The organism is Paracoccus sp. pheM1 (genome assembly GCF_018499825.1).
Lineage (GTDB): Bacteria > Pseudomonadota > Alphaproteobacteria > Rhodobacterales > Rhodobacteraceae > Paracoccus > Paracoccus versutus.
Window position 1 is genome coordinate 557,355 of the sequence record NZ_JAGXCX010000001.1, and the last position, 18,760, is coordinate 576,114.

Genomic DNA, 18,760 nt, shown 5'->3' on the forward strand with positions numbered 1-18,760 from the left:
CGGAGGAGATGGCCGATGTTCACCGCGGGAATGCAGTTCGACCTGGGCGAGGACGTGAACGCGCTGCGCGAGACCGTCCATCGCTGGGCGCAGGAGCGGGTGAGGCCCATCGCGGCCGAGGTGGACCGCAAGAACGCCTTCCCGAACGAGCTGTGGCGCGAGATGGGCGAACTGGGTCTGCTGGGCATCACCGTGTCCGAGGAATTCGGCGGCAGCGGCATGGGCTATCTGGCGCATGTCATCGCGACCGAAGAGATCGCCCGCGCCTCGGCCTCGGTCAGCCTGTCCTATGGCGCGCATTCGAACCTTTGCGTGAACCAGATCAAGCTGAACGGCACCGACGAGCAGCGGCGGAAATACCTGCCCGACCTGTGTTCGGGCCGTGCCGTGGGCGCGCTGGCCATGTCCGAGGAGGGCGCGGGCAGCGATGTCGTCGGCATGAAGCTGCGCGCCGAAAAGCGCAACGACCGCTATGTGCTGAACGGCAGCAAATACTGGATCACCAACGCGCCCGACGCCGATACGCTGGTGGTCTATGCCAAGACCGACCCCGAGGCGGGCAGCCGCGGCATCACCGCCTTCATCGTCGAGCGCGGCATGAAGGGCTTCTCGACCAGCCCGCATTTCGACAAGCTGGGCATGCGCGGCTCGAACACCGGCGAGCTGATCTTCGAGGATTGCGAAGTGCCCTTCGAGAACGTTCTGGGCGCCGAGGGCAAGGGCGTGCGCGTGCTGATGTCGGGCCTCGACTACGAGCGGCTGGTGCTGTCGGGCATCGGCACCGGCATCATGGCGGCCTGCCTCGACGAGGTCATGCCCTATGTCAAGGAACGCAAGCAGTTCGGCCAGCCCATCGGGTCGTTTCAGCTGATGCAGGGCAAGATCGCCGACATGTATGTCGCGCTGAACACGGCGCGGGCCTATGTCTACGAGGTGGCGCGCAGCTGCGATGCCGGCCGCGTCACCCGCCAGGACGCCGCGGGCGCGGTGCTTTACGCCAGCGAGCAGGCCATGGTGCAGGCGCATCAGGCCGTGCAGGCGCTGGGGGGCGCGGGCTTCCTGAACGATTCGGTCGTCAGCCGGCTGTTCCGCGACGCCAAGCTGATGGAGATCGGCGCCGGAACCTCCGAGATCCGCCGGATGCTGATCGGCCGCCAACTGGTGGAGATCGCCTGATGCGCGCGCTGGCGCTGTTCCTGCTGATGGCTGCGCCGGCGCTGGCCCAGGACGGGCCCGGCTATGACGGCAAGCCGCTTGCCGCCTGCCTCGACCGCATGGCTGGCGAAGGGGGCGACCGGCGCAGCTGCATCGGCGCGGCCTCGGGGCCCTGCATGGACCAGCCGGGCGGCCAGACGACCGCGGGCATGGTGCAATGCCTGACGGCCGAGGCGGCGGATTGGGACCGGCTGCTCAACCGCTGGTATTCCGCGGCGATGAACCGGGCCGAGGCCATGGATGCCGGCCAGGGCGACGGCCAGGACATGGAAGAAGCGGCACCGGTGCTGAAGCAGGCGCAGCGCAACTGGATCGCCTTTCGCGACGAAAGCTGCCGGTTCGAGGCGCTGCGCTATCAGGGCAGCACCATGCGCGGCATCGCTCATGCCGGCTGCATGATGCAGCTTTCTGCCGAACAGGCACTGCGGCTGCGCGTCCTTGCCGAGGAGGAGGGGTGATGCGCGCGCTGGCCTTCCTGCTGCTGCTGGGCACGCCCGCCTTGGCCGGCGATGCCTCGGGCTTCGATCCGGCGGCGATCGACCAATGCCTCGACGCGGCCGAAACCCAGGGCGCGCGGGCCGATTGCGCCGGGACGGGGATGGATGCCTGCCTGGATTACGCCCGGCAGAAATACACCGGCGACGACCCGGATTTCCCGATGGCGAACTGCCTCGACGCCTCGCACCAGGCATGGGAGGCGAAGCTGACCGCCGTCTACCAGGCGGCGCTGGAGGCCGCCGATCCGCCAGAGCCGCTGCGCCGGATGGAGCGCAGCTGGATCGCCTTTCGCGAGGCGCTGTGCGAAGGCGCCGGCGATCTGGCCCGCGCCCGCTGCATCCGGGACGAGACGGCGCGGCAGGTGGCGCTGCTCATGTCGCTGGCGGACCTGCAATGAGCGGCGGTGGGGAAAAGGGGCGCGCCCGGTGGCGACGCCCCCGTCCAGGCCGTGACGGCGGCCTAGAACTTCATCACATAGCTGATGCCGGCGACGAGCGGATCGACCTCCACGGTGCCGATCTTGGTGCCGTTCAGCTCGACATCGGGGTCGATGTCGATCCAGCGCAGGTCGGCACGCAGCGCGGCGCGGTCGTTGATCCAGTGATCCACGCCCAGATGCGCGGCCAGGCCCAGGCTGTTCTTGACCCGCAGATCCTGGCCGGCCAGCGGCCCCTTGGCCTCGCCGTCCCAGAAGCCGGTAAAGTTCACGCCCAGGCCGACAAAGGGCTTCCAGCGCGGATGCACGTCGAAGTGATATTGCACCGACACGACCGGCGGCAGGTGCTTGACCGTGCCGATCTCGGTCCCGTTCGACTTGATCGAATGCTTGAGGGGCAGGGCGCCCAGCACCTCGATGCCGATATTGTCGCGAATGAAATACTCAAAGGTGATGCTGGGGCGGGTGCTGTTGCCGACATCCACCGGCGTCGGCCCCGCCAGCACGCCATTGTCCGATTTCGGGTTCACATGCGCGATCCCGAAGCCAAGCGTCCAGTCGCCTTGCGATTGCGCAAGCACGGGGGAGGCAAGCGCGGCGAGTGCCGCGGCGATGGCAAGCTTGTGTCTCATGGCGATCCTCTTTTCTTGTCGCATGCTCGCTCATCGCGCCTTGCTTCGGGCTTCGACGTTGATCTGGATCAATATTTCCGCTTTTGGCCGGCCTGCGACAAACTGGCGCAGACCTCCGGCGCTTCGACCGAAAGGATGATGCGATGAAGCTTGGCACCTCGGTCCTGCCTTCCTCGGAAACCTTCCGCGCCAATCGCGCGGCGCATCTCGCCATGCTCGAGACGGTGCGCGAGGCGGCGCTGGCCGCGGCGGCGGGCGGCGGCGCGAAGGCGCTGGAGCGCCATGTCGCCCGCGGCAAGATGCCCCCGCGCGAGCGGGTGGCGAACCTGCTCGATCCCGGCTCGCCCTTCCTGGAAATCGGCGCGACGGCGGCGCATGGCATGTATGACGGCGCCGCACCCTCGGCCGGGGTGATCGCCGGCATCGGCCGGGTGCATGGGCAAGAGGTGATGGTCGTGGCCAATGACGCGACGGTCAAGGGCGGCACCTATTACCCGATGACGGTGAAAAAGCACCTGCGCGCGCAGGAGATCGCCGAGGAATGCCATCTGCCCTGCGTCTACCTGGTCGATTCCGGCGGGGCGAACCTGCCCAACCAGGACGAGGTCTTTCCCGACCGCGACCATTTCGGCCGCATCTTCTACAACCAGGCGCGCATGTCGGCCAAGGGCATCGCGCAGATCGCCGTGGTCATGGGCTCCTGCACGGCGGGCGGCGCCTATGTCCCGGCCATGTCGGACGTGACCATCATCGTCCGCAACCAGGGCACGATCTTCCTGGCCGGCCCGCCGCTGGTGCGCGCCGCCACCGGCGAGGTGGTCTCGGCCGAAGACCTGGGCGGCGGCGATGTCCACACCCGCCTTTCCGGCGTCGCCGACTACCTGGCCGAGGACGACGCCCATGCGCTGGCCATCGCCCGCCGTGCCGTCGCCAACCTGAACCGCCGCCGGCCGGAGGGCGTCGCATGGCAATCCCCCGAACCCCCGGCCCATGACCCCGAGGAAATCCTCGGCCTCGTCCCCGCCGATCTCAAGACCCCCTACGACATCCGCGAGGTGATCGCGCGCGTGGTGGACGGCTCGCGTTTCGACGAGTTCAAGGCCCGCTTCGGCGAGACGCTGGTGACGGGCTTCGCCCATCTCGAAGGCTGTCCCATCGGCATCGTGGCCAACAACGGCGTGATCTTCTCGGAGGCCGCGCAGAAGGGCGCGCATTTCATCGAGCTCTGCTCGATGCGGGGCATCCCGCTGGTCTTCCTGCAGAACGTCACCGGCTTCATGGTCGGGCGCAAATACGAGAACGAGGGCATCGCCCGGCACGGCGCCAAGATGGTGACGGCGGTGGCGACGACCAATGTGCCCAAGATCACCATGCTGGTCGGCGGCAGTTTCGGTGCCGGCAATTACGGCATGGCCGGCCGTGCCTATTCGCCGCGATTCCTCTGGACCTGGCCCAACAGCCGCATCTCGGTGATGGGCGGCGAACAGGCGGCGGGCGTGCTGGCCACCGTGCGCCGCGAGGGGATCGAGCGCCAGGGCGGCCGCTGGAGTGCCGAGGAAGAGGCCGAGTTCAAGCGCCCCACCATCGAGATGTTCGAGCGCCAGTCGCACCCGCTCTATGCCTCGGCCCGGCTCTGGGACGACGGCGTCATCGACCCCCGAAAGACCCGCGACGTGCTGGCGCTCAGCCTGCGCGCCAGCCTCAATGCGCCCATCGAGCCGACGCGCTTCGGCATCTTCAGGATGTGACGCCGATGCGCATTTCCACCCTGCAAGGCGACATCACCCGGCTCGCCATGGACGCCATCGTCAATGCCGCCAATCGCACGCTGCTGGGCGGCGGCGGCGTCGACGGCGCCATCCACCGCGCCGCCGGCCCCGAACTGCTCGCGGAATGCCGCGCCATCGGCGGCTGCCCGACCGGCGAGGCCCGCATCACCAGGGGCTACGGCCTGCCGGCCCGATACGTCATCCATGCTGTCGGCCCGGTCTGGCAAGGCGGCACGGCGGGCGAGGACGACCTGCTCGCCAGCGCCTATCGCCACAGCCTGCTTCTTGCCCAGGCCCATGACATCGCCCGCATCGCCTTCCCGGCGATCTCGACCGGCATCTACGGCTTCCCGGCCGAGCGCGCCGCCCGCATCGCGGTCGCGACCATCCTCGACCATGCCGCCGGCCTCGAAGTGATCCTGGTCGGCTTCGACGCCGGCAGCCATGCCACGCTCCGCCAGGCGGTGGACGAGGCCCGCCGATGATTTCTCCGTTTTCCAAATACCCCACGGGGGTCCGGGGGTGTGAAACCCCCGGCCCGACCGCTGCCACAGGAGCCGCCGGATGTTCCAGAAGATCCTGATCGCCAACCGCGGCGAGATCGCCTGCCGCGTCATCGACACCGCCCGCAAGCTCGGCGTGCGGACCGTCGCGGTCTATTCCGAGGCCGACCGCGGCGCCCGCCACGTCGCCCTGGCCGACGAGGCCCTGCCGATCGGCGGCCCGGCGCCCAAGGACAGCTACCTGCGCGGCGATGCCATCATCCGCGCCGCGCTCGACACCTGCGCCGGAGGCATCCATCCCGGCTACGGCTTTCTCAGCGAGAACCCGGATTTCGTCGATGCGGTGACGGCGGCGGGGCTGACCTTCATCGGCCCCTCGGCGCAGGCGATCCGCAAGATGGGCCTCAAGGACGCCGCCAAGGCGCTGATGGCAGAGGCCGGCGTCCCGGTCGTCCCCGGCTATCACGGCGAGAACCAGGACGCGGACCACCTCCAGGCCCAGGCCGACAGGATCGGCTATCCCGTCCTGATCAAGGCGGTGGCCGGCGGCGGCGGCAAGGGCATGCGCCTGGTCGAACGCGCCGGGGACTTCCCCGCCGCGCTGCAATCCGCGCAGGGCGAGGCCGCCACCGCCTTCGGCAACCCGGCGGTGCTGATCGAGAAATACATCTCCAGGCCCCGCCATATCGAGGTGCAGGTCTTCGGCGACGGCCAGCGCGCCGTCCACCTCTTCGAACGCGACTGCTCGCTGCAACGCCGCCACCAGAAGGTGATCGAGGAGGCCCCGGCCCCCGGCATGACGCCCCAGATGCGCGCGGCCATGGGCGCGGCCGCCACCCGCGCCGCCGAGGCCATCGGCTATGCCGGCGCCGGCACCGTCGAATTCATCGTCGATGCCAGCCGGGGTCTTCGCCCCGACGGCTTCTGGTTCATGGAGATGAACACCCGCCTCCAGGTCGAACATCCCGTGACCGAACTCGTCACCGGCATCGACCTGGTGGAATGGCAGCTCCGCGTCGCCAGCGGCGAGCCGCTGCCGGCCCGGCAGGAAGACCTGGCCATCACCGGCCATGCCTTCGAGGCCCGGCTCTATGCCGAGGACGTGCCCGCGGGCTTTTTGCCCGCCACCGGGCGGCTGGCGCATCTGCGCTTTCCCGACCATGCCCGGATCGAGACCGGGGTGCGGCCCGGCGATGCCATCTCGCCCTGGTACGACCCGATGATCGCCAAGATCGTCACCCATGGCGCGACGCGCGCCATCGCCCTGCGGGCGCTGGAATCGGCGCTCGTCGATACCGAGGTGGCGGGCTCTGTCACCAATGTCGATTTCCTGATCGCGCTGACCCGCCACGAAGGCTTTGGCCGGGGCGAGGTCGATACCGGCCTGATCGCCCGCGACCTCCAGGCGCTGGTCGAGGCCGCCGAACCCGACCCGCGGGCCAAGGCACTGGCAGTCCTCGGCCTTGCCGGGCTCGACGATCCGATGCTGCGCGGCGGCATCACGCTGTGGCAGCCGCTGCGCCGCACCATCGCCTGGGACGGCGGCGAGGCATTGCTCGAGGTGCTGGGCCCCGGCGCCGCCCGCGTCACGCTGGACGGCGGCACGCATGAGATCGGCTATGAGGGCGGGCGCTGGTGGGTCGACGGCAGCCCGCGCCGCTCGCGCATCGTGAACCATGCCGCGGGCACCAGCGTCTTCGGCGGCCGCTCGCTGACGCTCATCCCGCTCGACCCGCTGGCCCGCGGCGGCGAGGAGGCGGGGGGCGGCATGACGCTGTCGCCCATGCCGGGGCTCGTCAAGGCGATCTTCGTCGAGCCGGGGCAGCAGGTGGCGGCGGGCGAGCCGCTGGCGATCCTCGAGGCGATGAAGATGGAGCACACGCTGACCGCCGCCCGCGACGGCCGCGTGGCCGAGGTGCTGGCGGCTGCCGGCGACCAGGTCGAGGCCGGCGCCGCCCTGATCCGGCTGGAGGAGGAAGAGGACGCATGATCCTGCACCATGTCCCCGGCTCGCGCTCCATGCGCGTGCTCTGGCTGATCGAGGAACTGGGGCTCGATTGCACCTTGCGCTCCTGGTCCTTGACCGACGGCAGCCTGCGCAGCGCCGAGTTCCGGGCGCTCTCCCCCGCCGGCCGCATCCCGGCGCTGGAAATCGACGGCCGCGCCATCTTCGAATCCGGTGCCATCCTGCAATACCTGACCGAGCGCGAAGGCCGCCTGGCCCCCAGACCGGGCGAGCCCGAGCGCGCCGATTTCCTGGAATGGGTCCATTTCGCCGAAACCCAGGCCAATATCCTGCAGGCGCTGAACATCCACCACATCTTCCTGCGGCCCGAAAGCGCGCGCTCGGTGCCGCTGATGCGGCTCGATACCCGGCGGCTGGCCGTGACCGCCCAGGCGCTCGACGCGCATCTGGCGGGGCGCGAGACGCTGCTTTCCACCTTCTCGGCCGCCGATTGCATGCTGGGTTTCAATATCGAGGCGCTGTTCCGCTTCCTGCCCGCCGCCGGCTATCCGGCGCGGGCCGCCTATCGCGACCGCATGCTGGCGCGGCCGGCCTATCGCCGCGCCCTGGCCCGCGCCGGGGGCGACGCCATCTATGACCGCGATTTCTACGAGGTGCCCGATGTCCAAGGTTGAGATCTTCGAGGTCGGCCCGCGCGATGGGTTGCAGAACGAAAAGCGCCTGATCCCGGCGGCGGAAAAGATCGCCCTGGTCGACCTGCTGTCGCAGGCCGGCTTCCGGCGCATCGAGGTGACAAGCTTCGTGCCGCCGAAATGGGTGCCGCAGATGGCGGACGCGGCCGAGGTCATGGCCGGCATCGCCCGCCGGCCGGGCATCCGCTATGCGGTGCTGACCCCGAACCTGCGCGGCTACGAGGCGGCGCGGGCCGCCGGCGCGGACGAGGTGGCGATCTTCGCCTCGGCCTCCGAGGGGTTTTCCAGGGCGAACCTGAACGCCACCATCGCCGAAAGCCTCGCGCGGCTCGCGCCGGTGGCAGAGGCGGCGCGGGCCGACGGCATCCCGCTGCGCGGCTATGTCTCGGTGGTGACGGATTGCCCCTTCGACGGCAAGGTGGCGCCCGCAAGCGTCGCCCGCGTCGCGGCCAGCCTGCGCGACATGGGCTGCTACGAGGTGAGCCTGGGCGACACCATCGGCCAGGCCCGACCCGAGGCGATCGACGCCATGTTGGCCGCAGTTCTGGAGGAACTGCCGCCCGAAAACCTGGCCGGCCATTACCACGACACCGCCGGTCGGGCGCTGGAGAATATCGACGCGAGCCTCGCGCGCGGGCTGCGGGTCTTCGACGCCGCCGTGGGGGGCCTGGGCGGCTGTCCCTATGCGCCCGGCGCCGCGGGCAATGTCGCGACCGAGAAACTCGCCGCGCACCTGGCCCTGGGCGGCCACGACACCGGGCTCGACATGGCGGTGATCGAAAAGGCCGCCGCCATGGCCCGCGGCATGAGAGGAGGCGCATGATGGAAACGATCCGCATCGAGACCGATGCCCGCGGCGTCGCGCATCTGTGGCTGGCGCGCCCGGACAAGCACAATGCGCTTTCGGCGCAGATGATCCGCGAATTGACCGAAGCCGCGCAGCGGCTTGGCGACGACCCGGCCGTGCGCGTGGTGGTGCTGGCCGCCGAGGGGCGCAGCTTCTGCGCCGGCGGCGACCTGGGCTGGATGCAGGAGCAGATGCGCGCCGATGCCGAAACCCGGCGGGCCGGCGCGCGCGAACTGGCGATGATGCTGAACGCGCTGAACACCCTGCCCAAGCCGCTGATCGGCCGGGTCCAGGGCAATGCCTTCGGCGGCGGGATCGGCCTGATCTCGGTCTGCGATGTCGCCGTGGCCGTGCCCGAGGCGCGCTTCGGCCTGACCGAGACTCGGCTCGGCCTGATCCCCGCCACCATCGGCCCCTATGTCCTGACCCGCATGGGCGAGGACGGGGCGCGCCGCGTCTTCATGTCCGCGCGCCTCTTCGACGCGGGCGAGGCGATGCGGCTGAACCTGCTGGCGAGCCTTGCCGATGCCGCGGTGCTGGACGCGGCCGTCGAGGCCGAGATCGCGCCCTATCTCTCCTGCGCCCCCGGCGCGGTGGCGGCGGCCAAGCGCCTGGCCCGCCGCCTCGGCCCGCCCATCGGCGAGGCCGAGATCGAGGCCAGCATCCAGGCCCTGGTCGATGTCTGGGAAGGCGACGAGGCCCAGGAAGGCATCGCCGCCTTCTTCGACAAGCGCAAGCCGCGCTGGCAGCCGGGCTGAGGCGCTGGCCCGACAGCTTCTTCGTTCCGAAAATACTCATCGGAAGGTTTTCTGCAGCGCCGGGATTGCAGGTTCAGTCGCCGCATCGACGCTGCGCCTGCCCGCGCTGCGGGATTTGAGTATTTTGGGAACGAAGAAGACAACCGGCGGCATGCCGTCGCAGCCTTGCGCCTATTGCATGTCAGGGCTTCGCGGCGGGCGGCTTGGCGGCATATGGTCGCATCTGTTAACGCTAGCGGGCCTGATTTTCCCACATCCGCCAGCCCCGAAGGTGCCGCCATGCCGCCGCAGCCCAATCTCAAGCTTGCCATCCTTGCCCTGGGCCTTGGCGCCTTCGCCATCGGCACCTCGGAATTCGCCGCCATGGGGCTCTTGCCCTGGTATGCGAGCGACCTGGGCATCAGCGAGCCGCAGGCCGGCCATGTCGTGTCGGCCTATGCGCTGGGCGTGGTGGTGGGGGCGCCGATCACCTCGATCCTGGGCGCGCGGCTGCCGCGGCGGCGCTATCTGGCGGGGCTGATCGCGGCTTACGGGGTGATGAACCTGCTGGCGGCGGTGCTGCCGGGCTATGGCACGCTGGTCGGCACGCGCTTCCTGGCCGGCCTGCCGCATGGCGGCTTCCTGGGCGTGGCCATGTTGTTTGCCGCCGATGCCCTGCCGCGGGACCAGCGCGCCAAGGGGGTGACGCAGGTGCTTCTGGGCCTGACCGTCGCCAATATCGCCGGGGTGCCGCTGGCCGGGGTGCTGGGGCAGGGGCTCGGCTGGCGCTGGGGCTTTGCGCTGCCCGGCGTGCTGGCGCTGCTGGCAGGCTGGCTGATCCTGCGGCTGGCGCCGCGGGTCGGCGCGCCCAGGGATGCGCGGCCGCTGGCCGAGCTGAAGGCGCTGCGCAATCCGGCGGTCATGCTGATCCTGCTGGTCGGCGCCATCGGCTTCGGCGGGCTCTTCGCGGTCTATTCCTATCTCTCGGCCGCGATGCTGGCGACGACGCAGCCGCCGGGCTGGGCGATCCCGGCGACGCTGTCGGCCTTCGGCATCGGCGGCACGCTGGGCAGCATCCTGGCCGCTCGGCTGACCATGCGCCATGGCACCTGGGGCGCGGCGCTGCGGCTGATGCTGTTCATGGCCGCGACCCAGGCTTTCGCCGCCTGGGCGGTGGGCGACTGGGGGATGATGCTGGCCTCGTCCTTCCTGCTGGGCCTGGGCTCGGGCATGGTGGTGCCCTTGCAGACCCGGCTGATGGAGGTCGCGGGCGAGGCGCAGAGCATGGCCGCGGCGATGAACCACGCCGCCTTCAACGCCGCCAATGCGCTGGGGCCCTGGCTCGCCGGGTTGGCGCTGGCGGCGGGCTGGGGCTGGCGTTCCTCGGGGCTGGTGGCGGTGGCGCTGTCAGGGGCGGGGATGCTCGCCCTCGGGCTTGCCTGGCAGCAGGCCCGTCTCGCCGGGAACCGGCTTCATGATCGCCCGGCGCGAGTGTGAGGCGAATTCGCGCCGCCACGAGATGAAAAGCACGTAGCTGGTGGCCAGGAACAGCCCCCAGGGCCCCGCCAGCCAGCCAAGCGCCCCCAGCGCGAAATAGACGCAGCGCAGCCCCGAGTTGAAGCTTTTCGCCGCGGTGATGTTGATGTCGGCCGCCTGCATGGCCAGCGGCGCGGCGCGGGGGTCGTCGGGCTCGTTCGGGACCGAGGCCATGATGATCGCGCAATAGCCGAACAGCCGGTGCGACCAGACGAAGCGCAGAAGCGCGTTGGCCACGAAGAACAGCACCACGACGATCTTGATTTCCCATTTCAGCGTCGGCACGTGGCCCAGGTCGAACTGGCGCGCCACGCCGGCCAACTGGTCGGTATTGCCGATCAGCGCCAGCCCGCCCCCGACCGCGATCAGGCAGGCCGAAGCGAAGAAGGCCGTGCCCTCGCGCAGGGTGGTCAGGATGGCGCTGTCGAAGATGCGCGGGTCGCGTGTGATGAATTGTCGCATCCATTCGCGGCGATAGGCCTTCATCAGCACCGTGACCGAGGGATGGGCCCTGGGCGGGTTCTCGGTGATCCAGCCGATGCCCAGCCAGGCCAGGAACAGCCAGAGCAGGGCGGCAAGGTCGGCCGGCGACAGCGGGCCAAAGGCGGGTAGGCCGGGCAGGGCGGTGTTCGGGTCCATGGCGCGGTTCTATCCTCGTGGTCTTGCTGTTGCCAGCCTGCGTCGCGGCGTCTATCCAGCAACCTGGTTATCTTTGTACCGGAGCAGATGAAAATGGCAGCACCCCACGCCATCCACGAGGAATTTCCCAACGATGCGGAGCGCATTCACGAGCTGAAGCTCTCGGATGCGCATTTCGCGCGCCTGCTTGAGGAATATGACGAGGTGAACGACCAGGTCGCCGCGGCCGAAAGCCGCCATACGCCGATGTCGGAAGAGGCCGAGACCCAGCTGCGCAAGCAGCGCGCCGGGCTGAAGGACGAGATCGCCCGCATGCTGGCCGTCGCCCGCGCCTGACGGGCCGCCCGGCTGCCGGCCTGGGGCTGGATGGGGCGTGCGGCGGGTCCGCGCGCCCTTTTTCCTTGCCTGTCCGGCCCGCGGGCCGGGGCTTGAAAGCCGCCGGGCGCATTCCTACTTCAACCCTGTCGGAGGGCCCCTGGGGCGCCGACGGACCTGCCCGCCCGCACCGGGGGGCAAGCCTTTGTATCGCTTGAAGAAGGATGCGAAACATGCGCAATTTCGACCTGACTCCGCTTTATCGTGCCTCGGTCGGCTTCGACCGCATGGCCGATGTCATGGACCGTGCCCTGTCGGCCGACATCGCCAGCTACCCGCCCTATAACATCGAGAAGACCGGCGAGAATGCCTATCGCATCTCGATCGCCGTCGCCGGCTTTTCCGCCGACGAACTGAGCGTCGAGGTCAAGGACGGCGCCGTCATCGTCTCGGGCCGCAAGGCCGCCGAGGACGAGGGCCGCAGCTACCTGCATCGCGGCATCGCCACCCGCGCCTTCGAACGCCGCTTCACCCTGGCCGATCATGTCCGGGTGCAGGGCGCCAGCCACGAGGACGGCATGCTGAACATCGACCTGGTGCGCGAGATCCCCGAGGCGCTGAAGCCGCGCCGCATCGAGATCGCCAAGCCGGCCAAGGCGGTGGAAAAGCTGGACGCCTGACGGCGCGGCCGGGGGCGCCGGTTTCGGAGCCCCTTTTCTTATGCACACCGCCGATCCGTGTCCTGCGTCTTTCTCTGTTGTGAAAATACCCTCGGGGTCCGGGGCAGAGCCCCGGCTCGGCGGGCGCCGCTAGAACTGGCGGCGGGCGCGGAGCGCGGCGGTGATGGTGCCGTCGTCGAGATAGTCCAGTTCCCCGCCGATCGGCACGCCCTGCGCCAGGCCGGTGACGGCGACGCCGGTGGGTGCCAGCGCCTCGGCGATGTAATGCGCTGTGGTCTGGCCCTCGACCGTGGCCGAGAGGGCGAGGATGACCTCGGTGACCTTTTCCTCGGCGATGCGGGCGATGAGCTGGGGGATGCGCAGGTCTTCGGGGCCGATCTCGTCCAGCGCCGAGAGGCTGCCGCCCAGCACGTGGTAGCGGCCGTGAAAGGCGCGGCCGCGTTCCAGCGCCCAGAGGTCGGCCACGTCGGTCACCACGCAGATCTCGCCGGTGGCGCGGCCGGGATCCTCGCAGATCGGGCAGATGTCGGACTGGGTGATATTGCCGCAGACCAGGCATTCGCGGGCATGCTCCGCCACGCTGGCCATCAGCGCCGCAAGCTGCGCCATCTGCCCGGTGCGGCGGCGGATCAGGTGCAGCACGATGCGCCGGGCCGAGCGCGGCCCGAGCCCCGGCAGCCGTGCCATGGTGGCGATCAGCGTCTCGATCTCGTCGCCGGAGGTGGGCGGCATCGCCTAGAACGGCATCTTCATGTCGGCGGGCAGGCCGAGTTCGCGGGTCAGGCGAGCCATCTCCTCGGCCGCCTTGTCCTGCGCCCGGCGCTGCGCGTCCCTGACCGCGGCCAGGATCAGGTCCTCGACCACTTCCTTGTCCTCGGCCCGGAAGATCGAGGGGTCGATGTCGAGCGCCGTCAACTCGCCCTTGGCCGTCGCGGTGGCCTTGACCAGCCCGCCGCCCGATTCGCCGGTGACGGTCAGGCGGTTCAGCCCTTCCTGCATCTCGGCCATCTTGGTCTGCATCTGCTGGGCGGCTTCCATCATCTTCGACAGGTCGCCCATGTCGCCAAGGCCCTTGAACATCGCCTAATCCTCGTCCTCGAAGGGATCCCATTCCTCGACCTCGGCCACCGGGCCTTCGGTCAGCTCATGCGGGGATGTATCCTCGCCCGCCGGTTTTTCAACCGCGACCGGCACCGGGATCGGCCGGATCCGGGTGATCCTGGCGCCGGGGAAGGCGGCGAAGATCGCCTGCACGGTCGGGTTCTGCATGGCGCGGGCGCGGGCCTCGGCCTCGCGTTCGGCGCGCTGTTCGCTGATCGAGGGCCGGCCGGGGTCCGAGGTCACGGTCACCGCCCAGCGTTGGCCGCCGGTCCAGCCGCGCAGCCGTTCCGCCAGCCGCTGCGCCAGGTCGCGCGGCGCCTGCTCGGTCGGCTGGAACTCGATCCGGCCGGGGGAATAGCGCACGAGACGCAGGTGATCCTCGACATCGAGCAGCAGCTTCATGTCGCGCATCCGCCGGATCAGCTCGATCACCGATTCGAAGTCCGGGAACCCCGCCAGCGCATCGGGCGAGACCGCCAGCGCCGCGGCGCTGCCGTCCTGGCGCACCGCCATGGGCGCGCGGGGCGCGGCGGCCGCCCGCGGCGCCTCGCTGCGCGCGGCGGCCGGTGCGGCGCTGCGGCTGAACGCGCCCGCCGCGGCGCTGGCCTGCACCTTGCGGATCAGCGCCTCGGGGTCGGGCAGGTCGGCGACATGGGTCAGGCGGATGATCGCCATCTCGGCCGCCATCATCGCGTTCGGGGCCTGGCCCACCTCTTCCAGGGCCTTCAGCAGCATCTGCCACAGCCGGGTCAGCGCCCGCATCGGCACCTTTTCCGCGATCTGCTGGCCGCGGGCGCGTTCGTCCGGGCCGATGGTCGGGTCGTCCAGCGCCTCGGGCGTGATCTTCACGATCGAGACCCAATGCGTGATCTCGGCCAGGTCGCGCAGGACCGCCATCGGGTCGGCGCCATCGGCATATTGCGCCTGCAACTCGGCCAGCGCCTCGGCCGCCGCGCCGCGCAGGATCATGTCGAAGAGGTCCAGCACCCGGCCGCGGTCCGCCAGCCCCAGCATGGCGCGGACCTGCGTCGCCGTCGTCTCGCCCGCGCCATGGCTGATCGCCTGGTCCAGCAGGCTGGTCGCGTCGCGGGCCGAGCCCTCGGCGGCGCGGGTGATCAGCGCCAGCGCGTCCTCGGTGATCTCGGCGCCTTCCGCCGTCGCGATGCGGCGCAGCAGCGCGATCATCACCTCGGGCTCGATGCGGCGCAGGTCGAAACGCTGGCAGCGCGACAGCACCGTGACCGGCACCTTGCGGATCTCGGTGGTGGCAAAGATGAACTTCACATGCGGCGGCGGTTCTTCCAGCGTCTTCAGAAGCGCGTTGAAGGCGCTGGTCGAAAGCATGTGGACTTCGTCGATGATATAGATCTTGTAGCGGGCCGAGGCGGCGCGATAGTGAACCGATTCAATGATTTCGCGGATGTCGTTCACGCCGGTTCTGGATGCGGCGTCCATCTCCATCACGTCGACGTGCCGGCCTTCCGAGATCGCCACGCAATGCTCGCAGACCCCGCAGGGCTCGGTCGTCGGGCCGCCCTGGCCGTCGGGGCCGGTGCAGTTCAGCCCCTTGGCGATGATGCGCGCCGTGGTGGTCTTGCCGGTGCCGCGGATGCCGGTCATCACGAAGGCCTGCGCGATGCGGTCCGCGGCGAAGGCATTCTTCAGCGTCCGCACCATCGCGTCCTGGCCGACCAGGTCGGCAAAGGTCTCGGGGCGGTATTTCCGCGCCAGCACCTGGTAGTTCCGTTCGCTCTCGCTCATGCCTCGGCCTTTGTTGACCGGCGCAGATTAGCGGCGCGGACGGGGGGCGGCAACCGCCCTTAGGCGGGCTGCCAGTCGAAGGCCAGTTCCTCGCGGAAGGCGAAGCGGGCGATGTGGCTGTCGACGATGTGGCGCATATGGGCGGTGGTGTCCTCGGGCGCCTCCAGCCGGATTTCCAGCGCCTCGGGCGTGGCGGTCAGGGTCACGATGCGATCCTCGGGCATCACGATGCGGCCCTGGGCGGGGTCGAAGGCGACCTCGAACTTGTGCGCCCAATGCTTGCAGAGCTGCTGCAGGTAGCGGCTGCCGTTCGGCGTCGCCACGCGGCAGGTCGAAAGGATGACGGTCTGGGACATGGTCTTTCCTGTCTTGCGGGTCCGGCTGGCGGCGGCTGGCGGACATGGAAGGGTCACGAAACGGTGAGCGGGCTCGGCCCGGACCCGGTGTCCCCCATATAACCCGGATGAGGCGACGTTCAATCCTGCTTGCCCTGCCGCTGCTGGCCCTGCCGCGCCTGGCGCCGGCCTCGCCGCGCGAGGTGCTCGAGGCGGCGGACCTGCCGCAATTGCGCGCCGTCGCCGTCTGGCGCGACGGCGAGGAGGTGGCGGCGCGCGGCTTCGGCGGCTTCACGCCCGACCGGGCGACGAACATCAAGTCGGCCTCGAAATCCATCGTCTCGGCGCTGGCGGGCATCGCCATCGCGCGCGGGCTGTTCTCCGGCACCGACCAGCCGGTGGCCGAGCTGCTGCGTGCCGACCTGCCTGCCGACCCCGACCCGCGCCTGGCGCGGCTGACGCTGGGGCACCTGCTGTCGATGCAGGCGGGCCTGCAGCGCCAGTCCGGGCCGAACTACGGCCGCTGGGTCGGCAGCCGCAACTGGGTGCGCGCCGCGCTGGCCGCGCCCTTCGTCGCCGATCCGGGGCAGGGGATGCTTTACTCCACCGCCTCGACGCATCTGGTCTCGGCCATGCTGGCGCGCGCCTCGGGGCGCTCGACGCTGGCGCTGGCGCGGGATTGGCTGCGCATCCCCGGCTTCGCCATCGCCGCATGGGACCGTGATCCGCAGGGCATCCATCTGGGCGGCAACCAGATGGCGATGAGCACCCGCAGCCTCCTGGCCTTCGGCGCCGCCTATGCCGCGGGCGGGCAGGGCGTGATCCCGCCGCGCTGGATCGAGGCCAGCTGGCAGCCGCGCACCCGCTCGATCTTCAACGGCGAGGCATATGGCTATGGCTGGTTCATCAGCCGCATCGGCGGCCGGCCGGTGCGCTATGGCTGGGGCTATGGCGGGCAGATGATCTACGTGTTTCCCGGCCGGGTGCCGGTCGCCATCGCCATGACCTCGGACCCCGACCAGCCCTCGGCCCGCTCGGGCTATCGCACCGAGCTGCATGCGCTGGCCGGCCGGCTGGTGGCGGCGCTGTGATTTCCCGGCCGTTTCTCCGTTGCGAAAATACTCCGGGGGAGGCCCGCAGGGCCGGGGGCAGCGCCCCCATCCCGCCCCCGTCCGCCCCCCGTTGACCCGGAGGCTGGCGCGGCATATCTGCCCCCTCATGGCACGCGCACCGCTTTTGCAACTCACCGATATTTCCCTGACCTTCGGCGGCAATCCCGTCTTCGACGGGCTGAACCTGACCGTCCAGCAGGGCGACCGGCTGGCGCTGGTCGGCCGCAACGGCTCGGGCAAGTCCACGCTGATGAAGGTCATGGCCGGGCTGGTCGAGCCCGACAGCGGCGAGGTCGTCACCCCCGCCGGCATCTATGTCGGCTACATGGAGCAGGATCCCGACCTGTCGGGCTTTGCCACCCTGGGCGATTTCGCCCGCGCCGGCCTTGGCGACGCCGAGGGCTACCGCGTCGAGATGGCGGCCGAGGGGCTGAAATTCGACCCCGACCGCCCGACAGCCACCGCCTCGGGCGGCGAGCGGCGGCGGGCGGCGCTCGCCCGGCTGCTGGCCGAGGCGCCGGAACTGATGCTGCTCGACGAGCCGACCAACCATCTCGACATCGAGGCGATCGGCTGGCTGGAAGAGCAGCTTTCCACGACCAGGGCCGGCTTCGTGCTGATCTCGCACGACCGGGCCTTCCTGCGGGCGCTGACGCGGGCGACGCTGTGGATCGACCGCGGCGAGGTGCGCCGGCAGGACAAGGGATTCGAACATTTCGAGGATTGGCGCGAAACCCTCTGGGCCGCCGAGGACGAGGCGCGCCACAAGCTCGACCGCAAGATCAAGGCCGAGGCCCGCTGGGCGGTCGAGGGCATCAGCGCCCGGCGCAAGCGCAACCAGGGCCGCGTCCGCGCGCTGGCCGCGCTGCGCGAGGAACGCGCCGGCCAGATCCGCCGCCAGGGCACGGCGGCGATGGAACTGGACGCGGGGCCGCAATCCGGCAAGCGGGTGATCGACGCCAGGGGCATCTCCAAGTCCTTCGGCGAGCGGGTGATCCTGAAGCCCTTCGACCTGCGGGTTCTGCGCGGCGACCGCGTGGCCTTCGTCGGCCCGAACGGCGCCGGCAAGACCACGCTGATCAAGATGCTGACCGGCGAGATCGCGCCCGATACCGGCGATGTCAGGCATGGCACCAACCTGGAAATCGCGGTCTTCGACCAGGCGCGCAGCGCCATAGACGAGACGGTGACGCTGTGGGACGCGCTGGCGGGCGACCCGTCCATGCGGGTTTCCGGGCGCTCGGACCAGGTGATGGTGCGCGGCAACCCGCGCCATGTCGTGGCCTATCTCAAGGATTTCCTGTTCGACGAGGCGCAGGCGCGCGCCCCGGTCGGCAGCCTGTCGGGCGGGGAAAAGGCGCGGCTTTTGCTGGCGCGGATCATGGCCCGGCCCTCGAACCTGCTGGTGCTGGACGAGCCGACCAACGACCTCGACGTCGAGACGCTGGACCTGCTGCAGGACATCCTGGGCGATTACGACGGCACGGTGCTGCTGGTCAGCCACGACCGCGACTTCATCGACCGCGTGGCCACGACCACGGTGGCGATGGAGGGCGACGGTCGCGCCACGATCTATCCCGGCGGCTGGTCCGACTATCGCGCGCAGCGCCCGCAGGCGACCCCCGCGCCCGAGCCGACCCGGCCGGTCCCCGCCAGGCCCGCGCAGGTCGCGCCCGCGCCCAAGGCCGAGGCGGCGCGCGCCGGGCTCAATTTTTCGGAACGCAAGCGGCTGGAGACGCTGCCGGCCGTCATCGAGCGGCTGGAGGCCGAGATCGGCAAGCTGACCGAGTTCCTGGCCCAGCCCGACCTGTTCCAGACCGCCCCGGCCAAGTTCACCAAGGCCAGCGACGCCCTGGTCGAACGCCAGCAGGCGCTGGCCGCCGCCGAGGAGGAATGGCTGGACCTGGCCGAGCGCGACCAGGGCTGAATCGGCCGAATATCCGGCCGCGTGCAGACAGCCCTTGCATTTTTGCGCATTGCCCCCCA

The 18,760-nt window shown here is 70.1% G+C and carries 20 protein-coding genes; 14 read left to right on the forward strand and 6 right to left on the reverse strand.

The features are described from left to right. Positions 1 to 15 precede the first annotated feature (15 nt). The 3 genes from KF941_RS02835 to KF941_RS02845 are packed head-to-tail and all read left to right on the forward strand — an operon-like array spanning position 16 to position 2,110. Complete coding sequence (locus tag KF941_RS02835; protein ID WP_214272494.1) at positions 16 to 1,176, forward strand: isovaleryl-CoA dehydrogenase; 1,161 nt, start codon at positions 16 to 18, stop codon at positions 1,174 to 1,176. After that, positions 1,176 to 1,673 (forward strand): lysozyme inhibitor LprI family protein, encoded by a 498-nt coding sequence (locus KF941_RS02840; RefSeq protein ID WP_214272495.1) that lies wholly within the window; start codon positions 1,176 to 1,178, stop codon positions 1,671 to 1,673. Before KF941_RS02835 ends, KF941_RS02840 begins: the two co-directional genes overlap by 1 nt. After that, positions 1,673 to 2,110, forward strand: coding sequence for a lysozyme inhibitor LprI family protein (locus KF941_RS02845; protein WP_214272496.1), 438 nt, complete (start codon positions 1,673 to 1,675; stop codon positions 2,108 to 2,110). Before KF941_RS02840 ends, KF941_RS02845 begins: the two co-directional genes overlap by 1 nt. Positions 2,111 to 2,172: 62 nt before the next feature. Here the strand turns inward: KF941_RS02845 and KF941_RS02850 are convergent, their stop codons facing one another. After that, entirely contained in the window at positions 2,173 to 2,781 is a 609-nt protein-coding gene (locus KF941_RS02850) for an OmpW family outer membrane protein (RefSeq protein ID WP_116222255.1), read from the reverse strand. Between the two features lie 143 nt (positions 2,782 to 2,924). On the opposite strand from KF941_RS02850, the gene KF941_RS02855 reads away from it, so the two are divergent. The 7 genes from KF941_RS02855 (at position 2,925) to KF941_RS02885 (ending at position 10,792) form a co-directional block, all read left to right on the forward strand. Continuing rightward, entirely contained in the window at positions 2,925 to 4,529 is a 1,605-nt protein-coding gene (locus KF941_RS02855) for a carboxyl transferase domain-containing protein (protein WP_214272497.1), read from the forward strand. Between the two features lie 5 nt (positions 4,530 to 4,534). After that, complete coding sequence (locus tag KF941_RS02860) at positions 4,535 to 5,035, forward strand: O-acetyl-ADP-ribose deacetylase (RefSeq protein ID WP_072461999.1); 501 nt, start codon at positions 4,535 to 4,537, stop codon at positions 5,033 to 5,035. A gap of 79 nt (positions 5,036 to 5,114) precedes the next feature. Further along, positions 5,115 to 7,043: a biotin carboxylase N-terminal domain-containing protein gene (locus KF941_RS02865; RefSeq protein ID WP_214272498.1), complete on the forward strand. Its 1,929-nt coding sequence runs from the start codon at positions 5,115 to 5,117 to the stop codon at positions 7,041 to 7,043. Further along, positions 7,040 to 7,693, forward strand: a complete 654-nt coding sequence (locus KF941_RS02870; RefSeq protein WP_214272499.1) for a glutathione S-transferase — start codon at positions 7,040 to 7,042, stop codon at positions 7,691 to 7,693. Before KF941_RS02865 ends, KF941_RS02870 begins: the two co-directional genes overlap by 4 nt. Then, positions 7,680 to 8,534, forward strand: a complete 855-nt coding sequence (locus KF941_RS02875; RefSeq protein ID WP_114536673.1) for a hydroxymethylglutaryl-CoA lyase — start codon at positions 7,680 to 7,682, stop codon at positions 8,532 to 8,534. The genes KF941_RS02870 and KF941_RS02875 overlap by 14 nt, the downstream gene beginning before the upstream one ends. Next, the gene (locus tag KF941_RS02880) at positions 8,531 to 9,316 is read left to right on the forward strand and encodes a crotonase/enoyl-CoA hydratase family protein (RefSeq protein WP_214272500.1); all 786 of its coding nucleotides are present in this window, start codon (positions 8,531 to 8,533) and stop codon (positions 9,314 to 9,316) included. The genes KF941_RS02875 and KF941_RS02880 overlap by 4 nt, the downstream gene beginning before the upstream one ends. A gap of 279 nt (positions 9,317 to 9,595) precedes the next feature. Beyond that, a complete protein-coding gene (locus KF941_RS02885) occupies positions 9,596 to 10,792 on the forward strand; it encodes an MFS transporter (protein WP_036759730.1) in 1,197 nt (398 codons plus the stop codon). On the opposite strand, the gene KF941_RS02890 is transcribed toward KF941_RS02885, so the two are convergent. Then, on the reverse strand, positions 10,703 to 11,470 hold the full coding sequence (locus KF941_RS02890) for a DUF599 domain-containing protein (RefSeq protein WP_036759729.1): 768 nt from the start codon (positions 11,468 to 11,470) through the stop codon (positions 10,703 to 10,705). The genes KF941_RS02885 and KF941_RS02890 overlap by 90 nt on opposite strands. 93 nt (positions 11,471 to 11,563) lie before the next feature. Here KF941_RS02890 and KF941_RS02895 point away from each other — a divergent pair, with 93 nt between their 5' ends. Further along, positions 11,564 to 11,806 (forward strand): DUF465 domain-containing protein, encoded by a 243-nt coding sequence (locus tag KF941_RS02895; protein ID WP_214272501.1) that lies wholly within the window; start codon positions 11,564 to 11,566, stop codon positions 11,804 to 11,806. Between the two features lie 212 nt (positions 11,807 to 12,018). Continuing rightward, positions 12,019 to 12,465, forward strand: a complete 447-nt coding sequence (locus KF941_RS02900; RefSeq protein WP_036759727.1) for an Hsp20 family protein — start codon at positions 12,019 to 12,021, stop codon at positions 12,463 to 12,465. A 129-nt stretch (positions 12,466 to 12,594) separates the two neighbouring features. Here KF941_RS02900 and recR read toward each other — a convergent pair whose 3' ends face one another. The 4 genes from recR to KF941_RS02920 are packed head-to-tail and all read right to left on the reverse strand — an operon-like array spanning position 12,595 to position 15,683. After that, positions 12,595 to 13,197 carry a recombination mediator RecR gene (gene recR, locus KF941_RS02905; protein ID WP_072461993.1) on the reverse strand — a complete coding sequence of 201 codons (603 nt, stop codon included), beginning with the start codon at positions 13,195 to 13,197 and terminating at the stop codon, positions 12,595 to 12,597. A gap of 3 nt (positions 13,198 to 13,200) precedes the next feature. Then, positions 13,201 to 13,545 (reverse strand): YbaB/EbfC family nucleoid-associated protein, encoded by a 345-nt coding sequence (locus KF941_RS02910; protein ID WP_036759723.1) that lies wholly within the window; start codon positions 13,543 to 13,545, stop codon positions 13,201 to 13,203. A 3-nt stretch (positions 13,546 to 13,548) separates the two neighbouring features. Continuing rightward, on the reverse strand, positions 13,549 to 15,327 hold the full coding sequence (locus KF941_RS02915) for a DNA polymerase III subunit gamma/tau (protein ID WP_214272502.1): 1,779 nt from the start codon (positions 15,325 to 15,327) through the stop codon (positions 13,549 to 13,551). A gap of 59 nt (positions 15,328 to 15,386) precedes the next feature. Next, positions 15,387 to 15,683, reverse strand: a complete 297-nt coding sequence (locus KF941_RS02920) for a DUF2218 domain-containing protein (RefSeq protein WP_036759720.1) — start codon at positions 15,681 to 15,683, stop codon at positions 15,387 to 15,389. Between the two features lie 107 nt (positions 15,684 to 15,790). On the opposite strand from KF941_RS02920, the gene KF941_RS02925 reads away from it, so the two are divergent. After that, on the forward strand, positions 15,791 to 16,753 hold the full coding sequence (locus tag KF941_RS02925) for a serine hydrolase domain-containing protein (protein WP_036759718.1): 963 nt from the start codon (positions 15,791 to 15,793) through the stop codon (positions 16,751 to 16,753). Between the two features lie 127 nt (positions 16,754 to 16,880). After that, positions 16,881 to 18,701, forward strand: coding sequence for an ATP-binding cassette domain-containing protein (locus KF941_RS02930; RefSeq protein WP_214272503.1), 1,821 nt, complete (start codon positions 16,881 to 16,883; stop codon positions 18,699 to 18,701). Positions 18,702 to 18,760 lie beyond the last annotated feature (59 nt).

Bases quoted from the DNA above. Each gene is read 5' to 3' on its own strand.
- KF941_RS02835 (WP_214272494.1), top strand. From the start codon at position 16: ATGTTCACCGCGGGAATGCAGTTCGACCTGGGCGAGGACGTGAACGCG.
- KF941_RS02840 (WP_214272495.1), top strand. From the start codon at position 1,176: ATGCGCGCGCTGGCGCTGTTCCTGCTGATGGCTGCGCCGGCGCTGGCC.
- KF941_RS02845 (WP_214272496.1), top strand. From the start codon at position 1,673: ATGCGCGCGCTGGCCTTCCTGCTGCTGCTGGGCACGCCCGCCTTGGCC.
- KF941_RS02850 (WP_116222255.1), bottom strand. From the start codon at position 2,781: ATGAGACACAAGCTTGCCATCGCCGCGGCACTCGCCGCGCTTGCCTCC.
- KF941_RS02855 (WP_214272497.1), top strand. From the start codon at position 2,925: ATGAAGCTTGGCACCTCGGTCCTGCCTTCCTCGGAAACCTTCCGCGCC.
- KF941_RS02860 (WP_072461999.1), top strand. From the start codon at position 4,535: ATGCGCATTTCCACCCTGCAAGGCGACATCACCCGGCTCGCCATGGAC.
- KF941_RS02865 (WP_214272498.1), top strand. From the start codon at position 5,115: ATGTTCCAGAAGATCCTGATCGCCAACCGCGGCGAGATCGCCTGCCGC.
- KF941_RS02870 (WP_214272499.1), top strand. From the start codon at position 7,040: ATGATCCTGCACCATGTCCCCGGCTCGCGCTCCATGCGCGTGCTCTGG.
- KF941_RS02875 (WP_114536673.1), top strand. From the start codon at position 7,680: ATGTCCAAGGTTGAGATCTTCGAGGTCGGCCCGCGCGATGGGTTGCAG.
- KF941_RS02880 (WP_214272500.1), top strand. From the start codon at position 8,531: ATGATGGAAACGATCCGCATCGAGACCGATGCCCGCGGCGTCGCGCAT.
- KF941_RS02885 (WP_036759730.1), top strand. From the start codon at position 9,596: ATGCCGCCGCAGCCCAATCTCAAGCTTGCCATCCTTGCCCTGGGCCTT.
- KF941_RS02890 (WP_036759729.1), bottom strand. From the start codon at position 11,470: ATGGACCCGAACACCGCCCTGCCCGGCCTACCCGCCTTTGGCCCGCTG.
- KF941_RS02895 (WP_214272501.1), top strand. From the start codon at position 11,564: ATGGCAGCACCCCACGCCATCCACGAGGAATTTCCCAACGATGCGGAG.
- KF941_RS02900 (WP_036759727.1), top strand. From the start codon at position 12,019: ATGCGCAATTTCGACCTGACTCCGCTTTATCGTGCCTCGGTCGGCTTC.
- recR (WP_072461993.1), bottom strand. From the start codon at position 13,197: ATGCCGCCCACCTCCGGCGACGAGATCGAGACGCTGATCGCCACCATG.
- KF941_RS02910 (WP_036759723.1), bottom strand. From the start codon at position 13,545: ATGTTCAAGGGCCTTGGCGACATGGGCGACCTGTCGAAGATGATGGAA.
- KF941_RS02915 (WP_214272502.1), bottom strand. From the start codon at position 15,327: ATGAGCGAGAGCGAACGGAACTACCAGGTGCTGGCGCGGAAATACCGC.
- KF941_RS02920 (WP_036759720.1), bottom strand. From the start codon at position 15,683: ATGTCCCAGACCGTCATCCTTTCGACCTGCCGCGTGGCGACGCCGAAC.
- KF941_RS02925 (WP_036759718.1), top strand. From the start codon at position 15,791: ATGAGGCGACGTTCAATCCTGCTTGCCCTGCCGCTGCTGGCCCTGCCG.
- KF941_RS02930 (WP_214272503.1), top strand. From the start codon at position 16,881: ATGGCACGCGCACCGCTTTTGCAACTCACCGATATTTCCCTGACCTTC.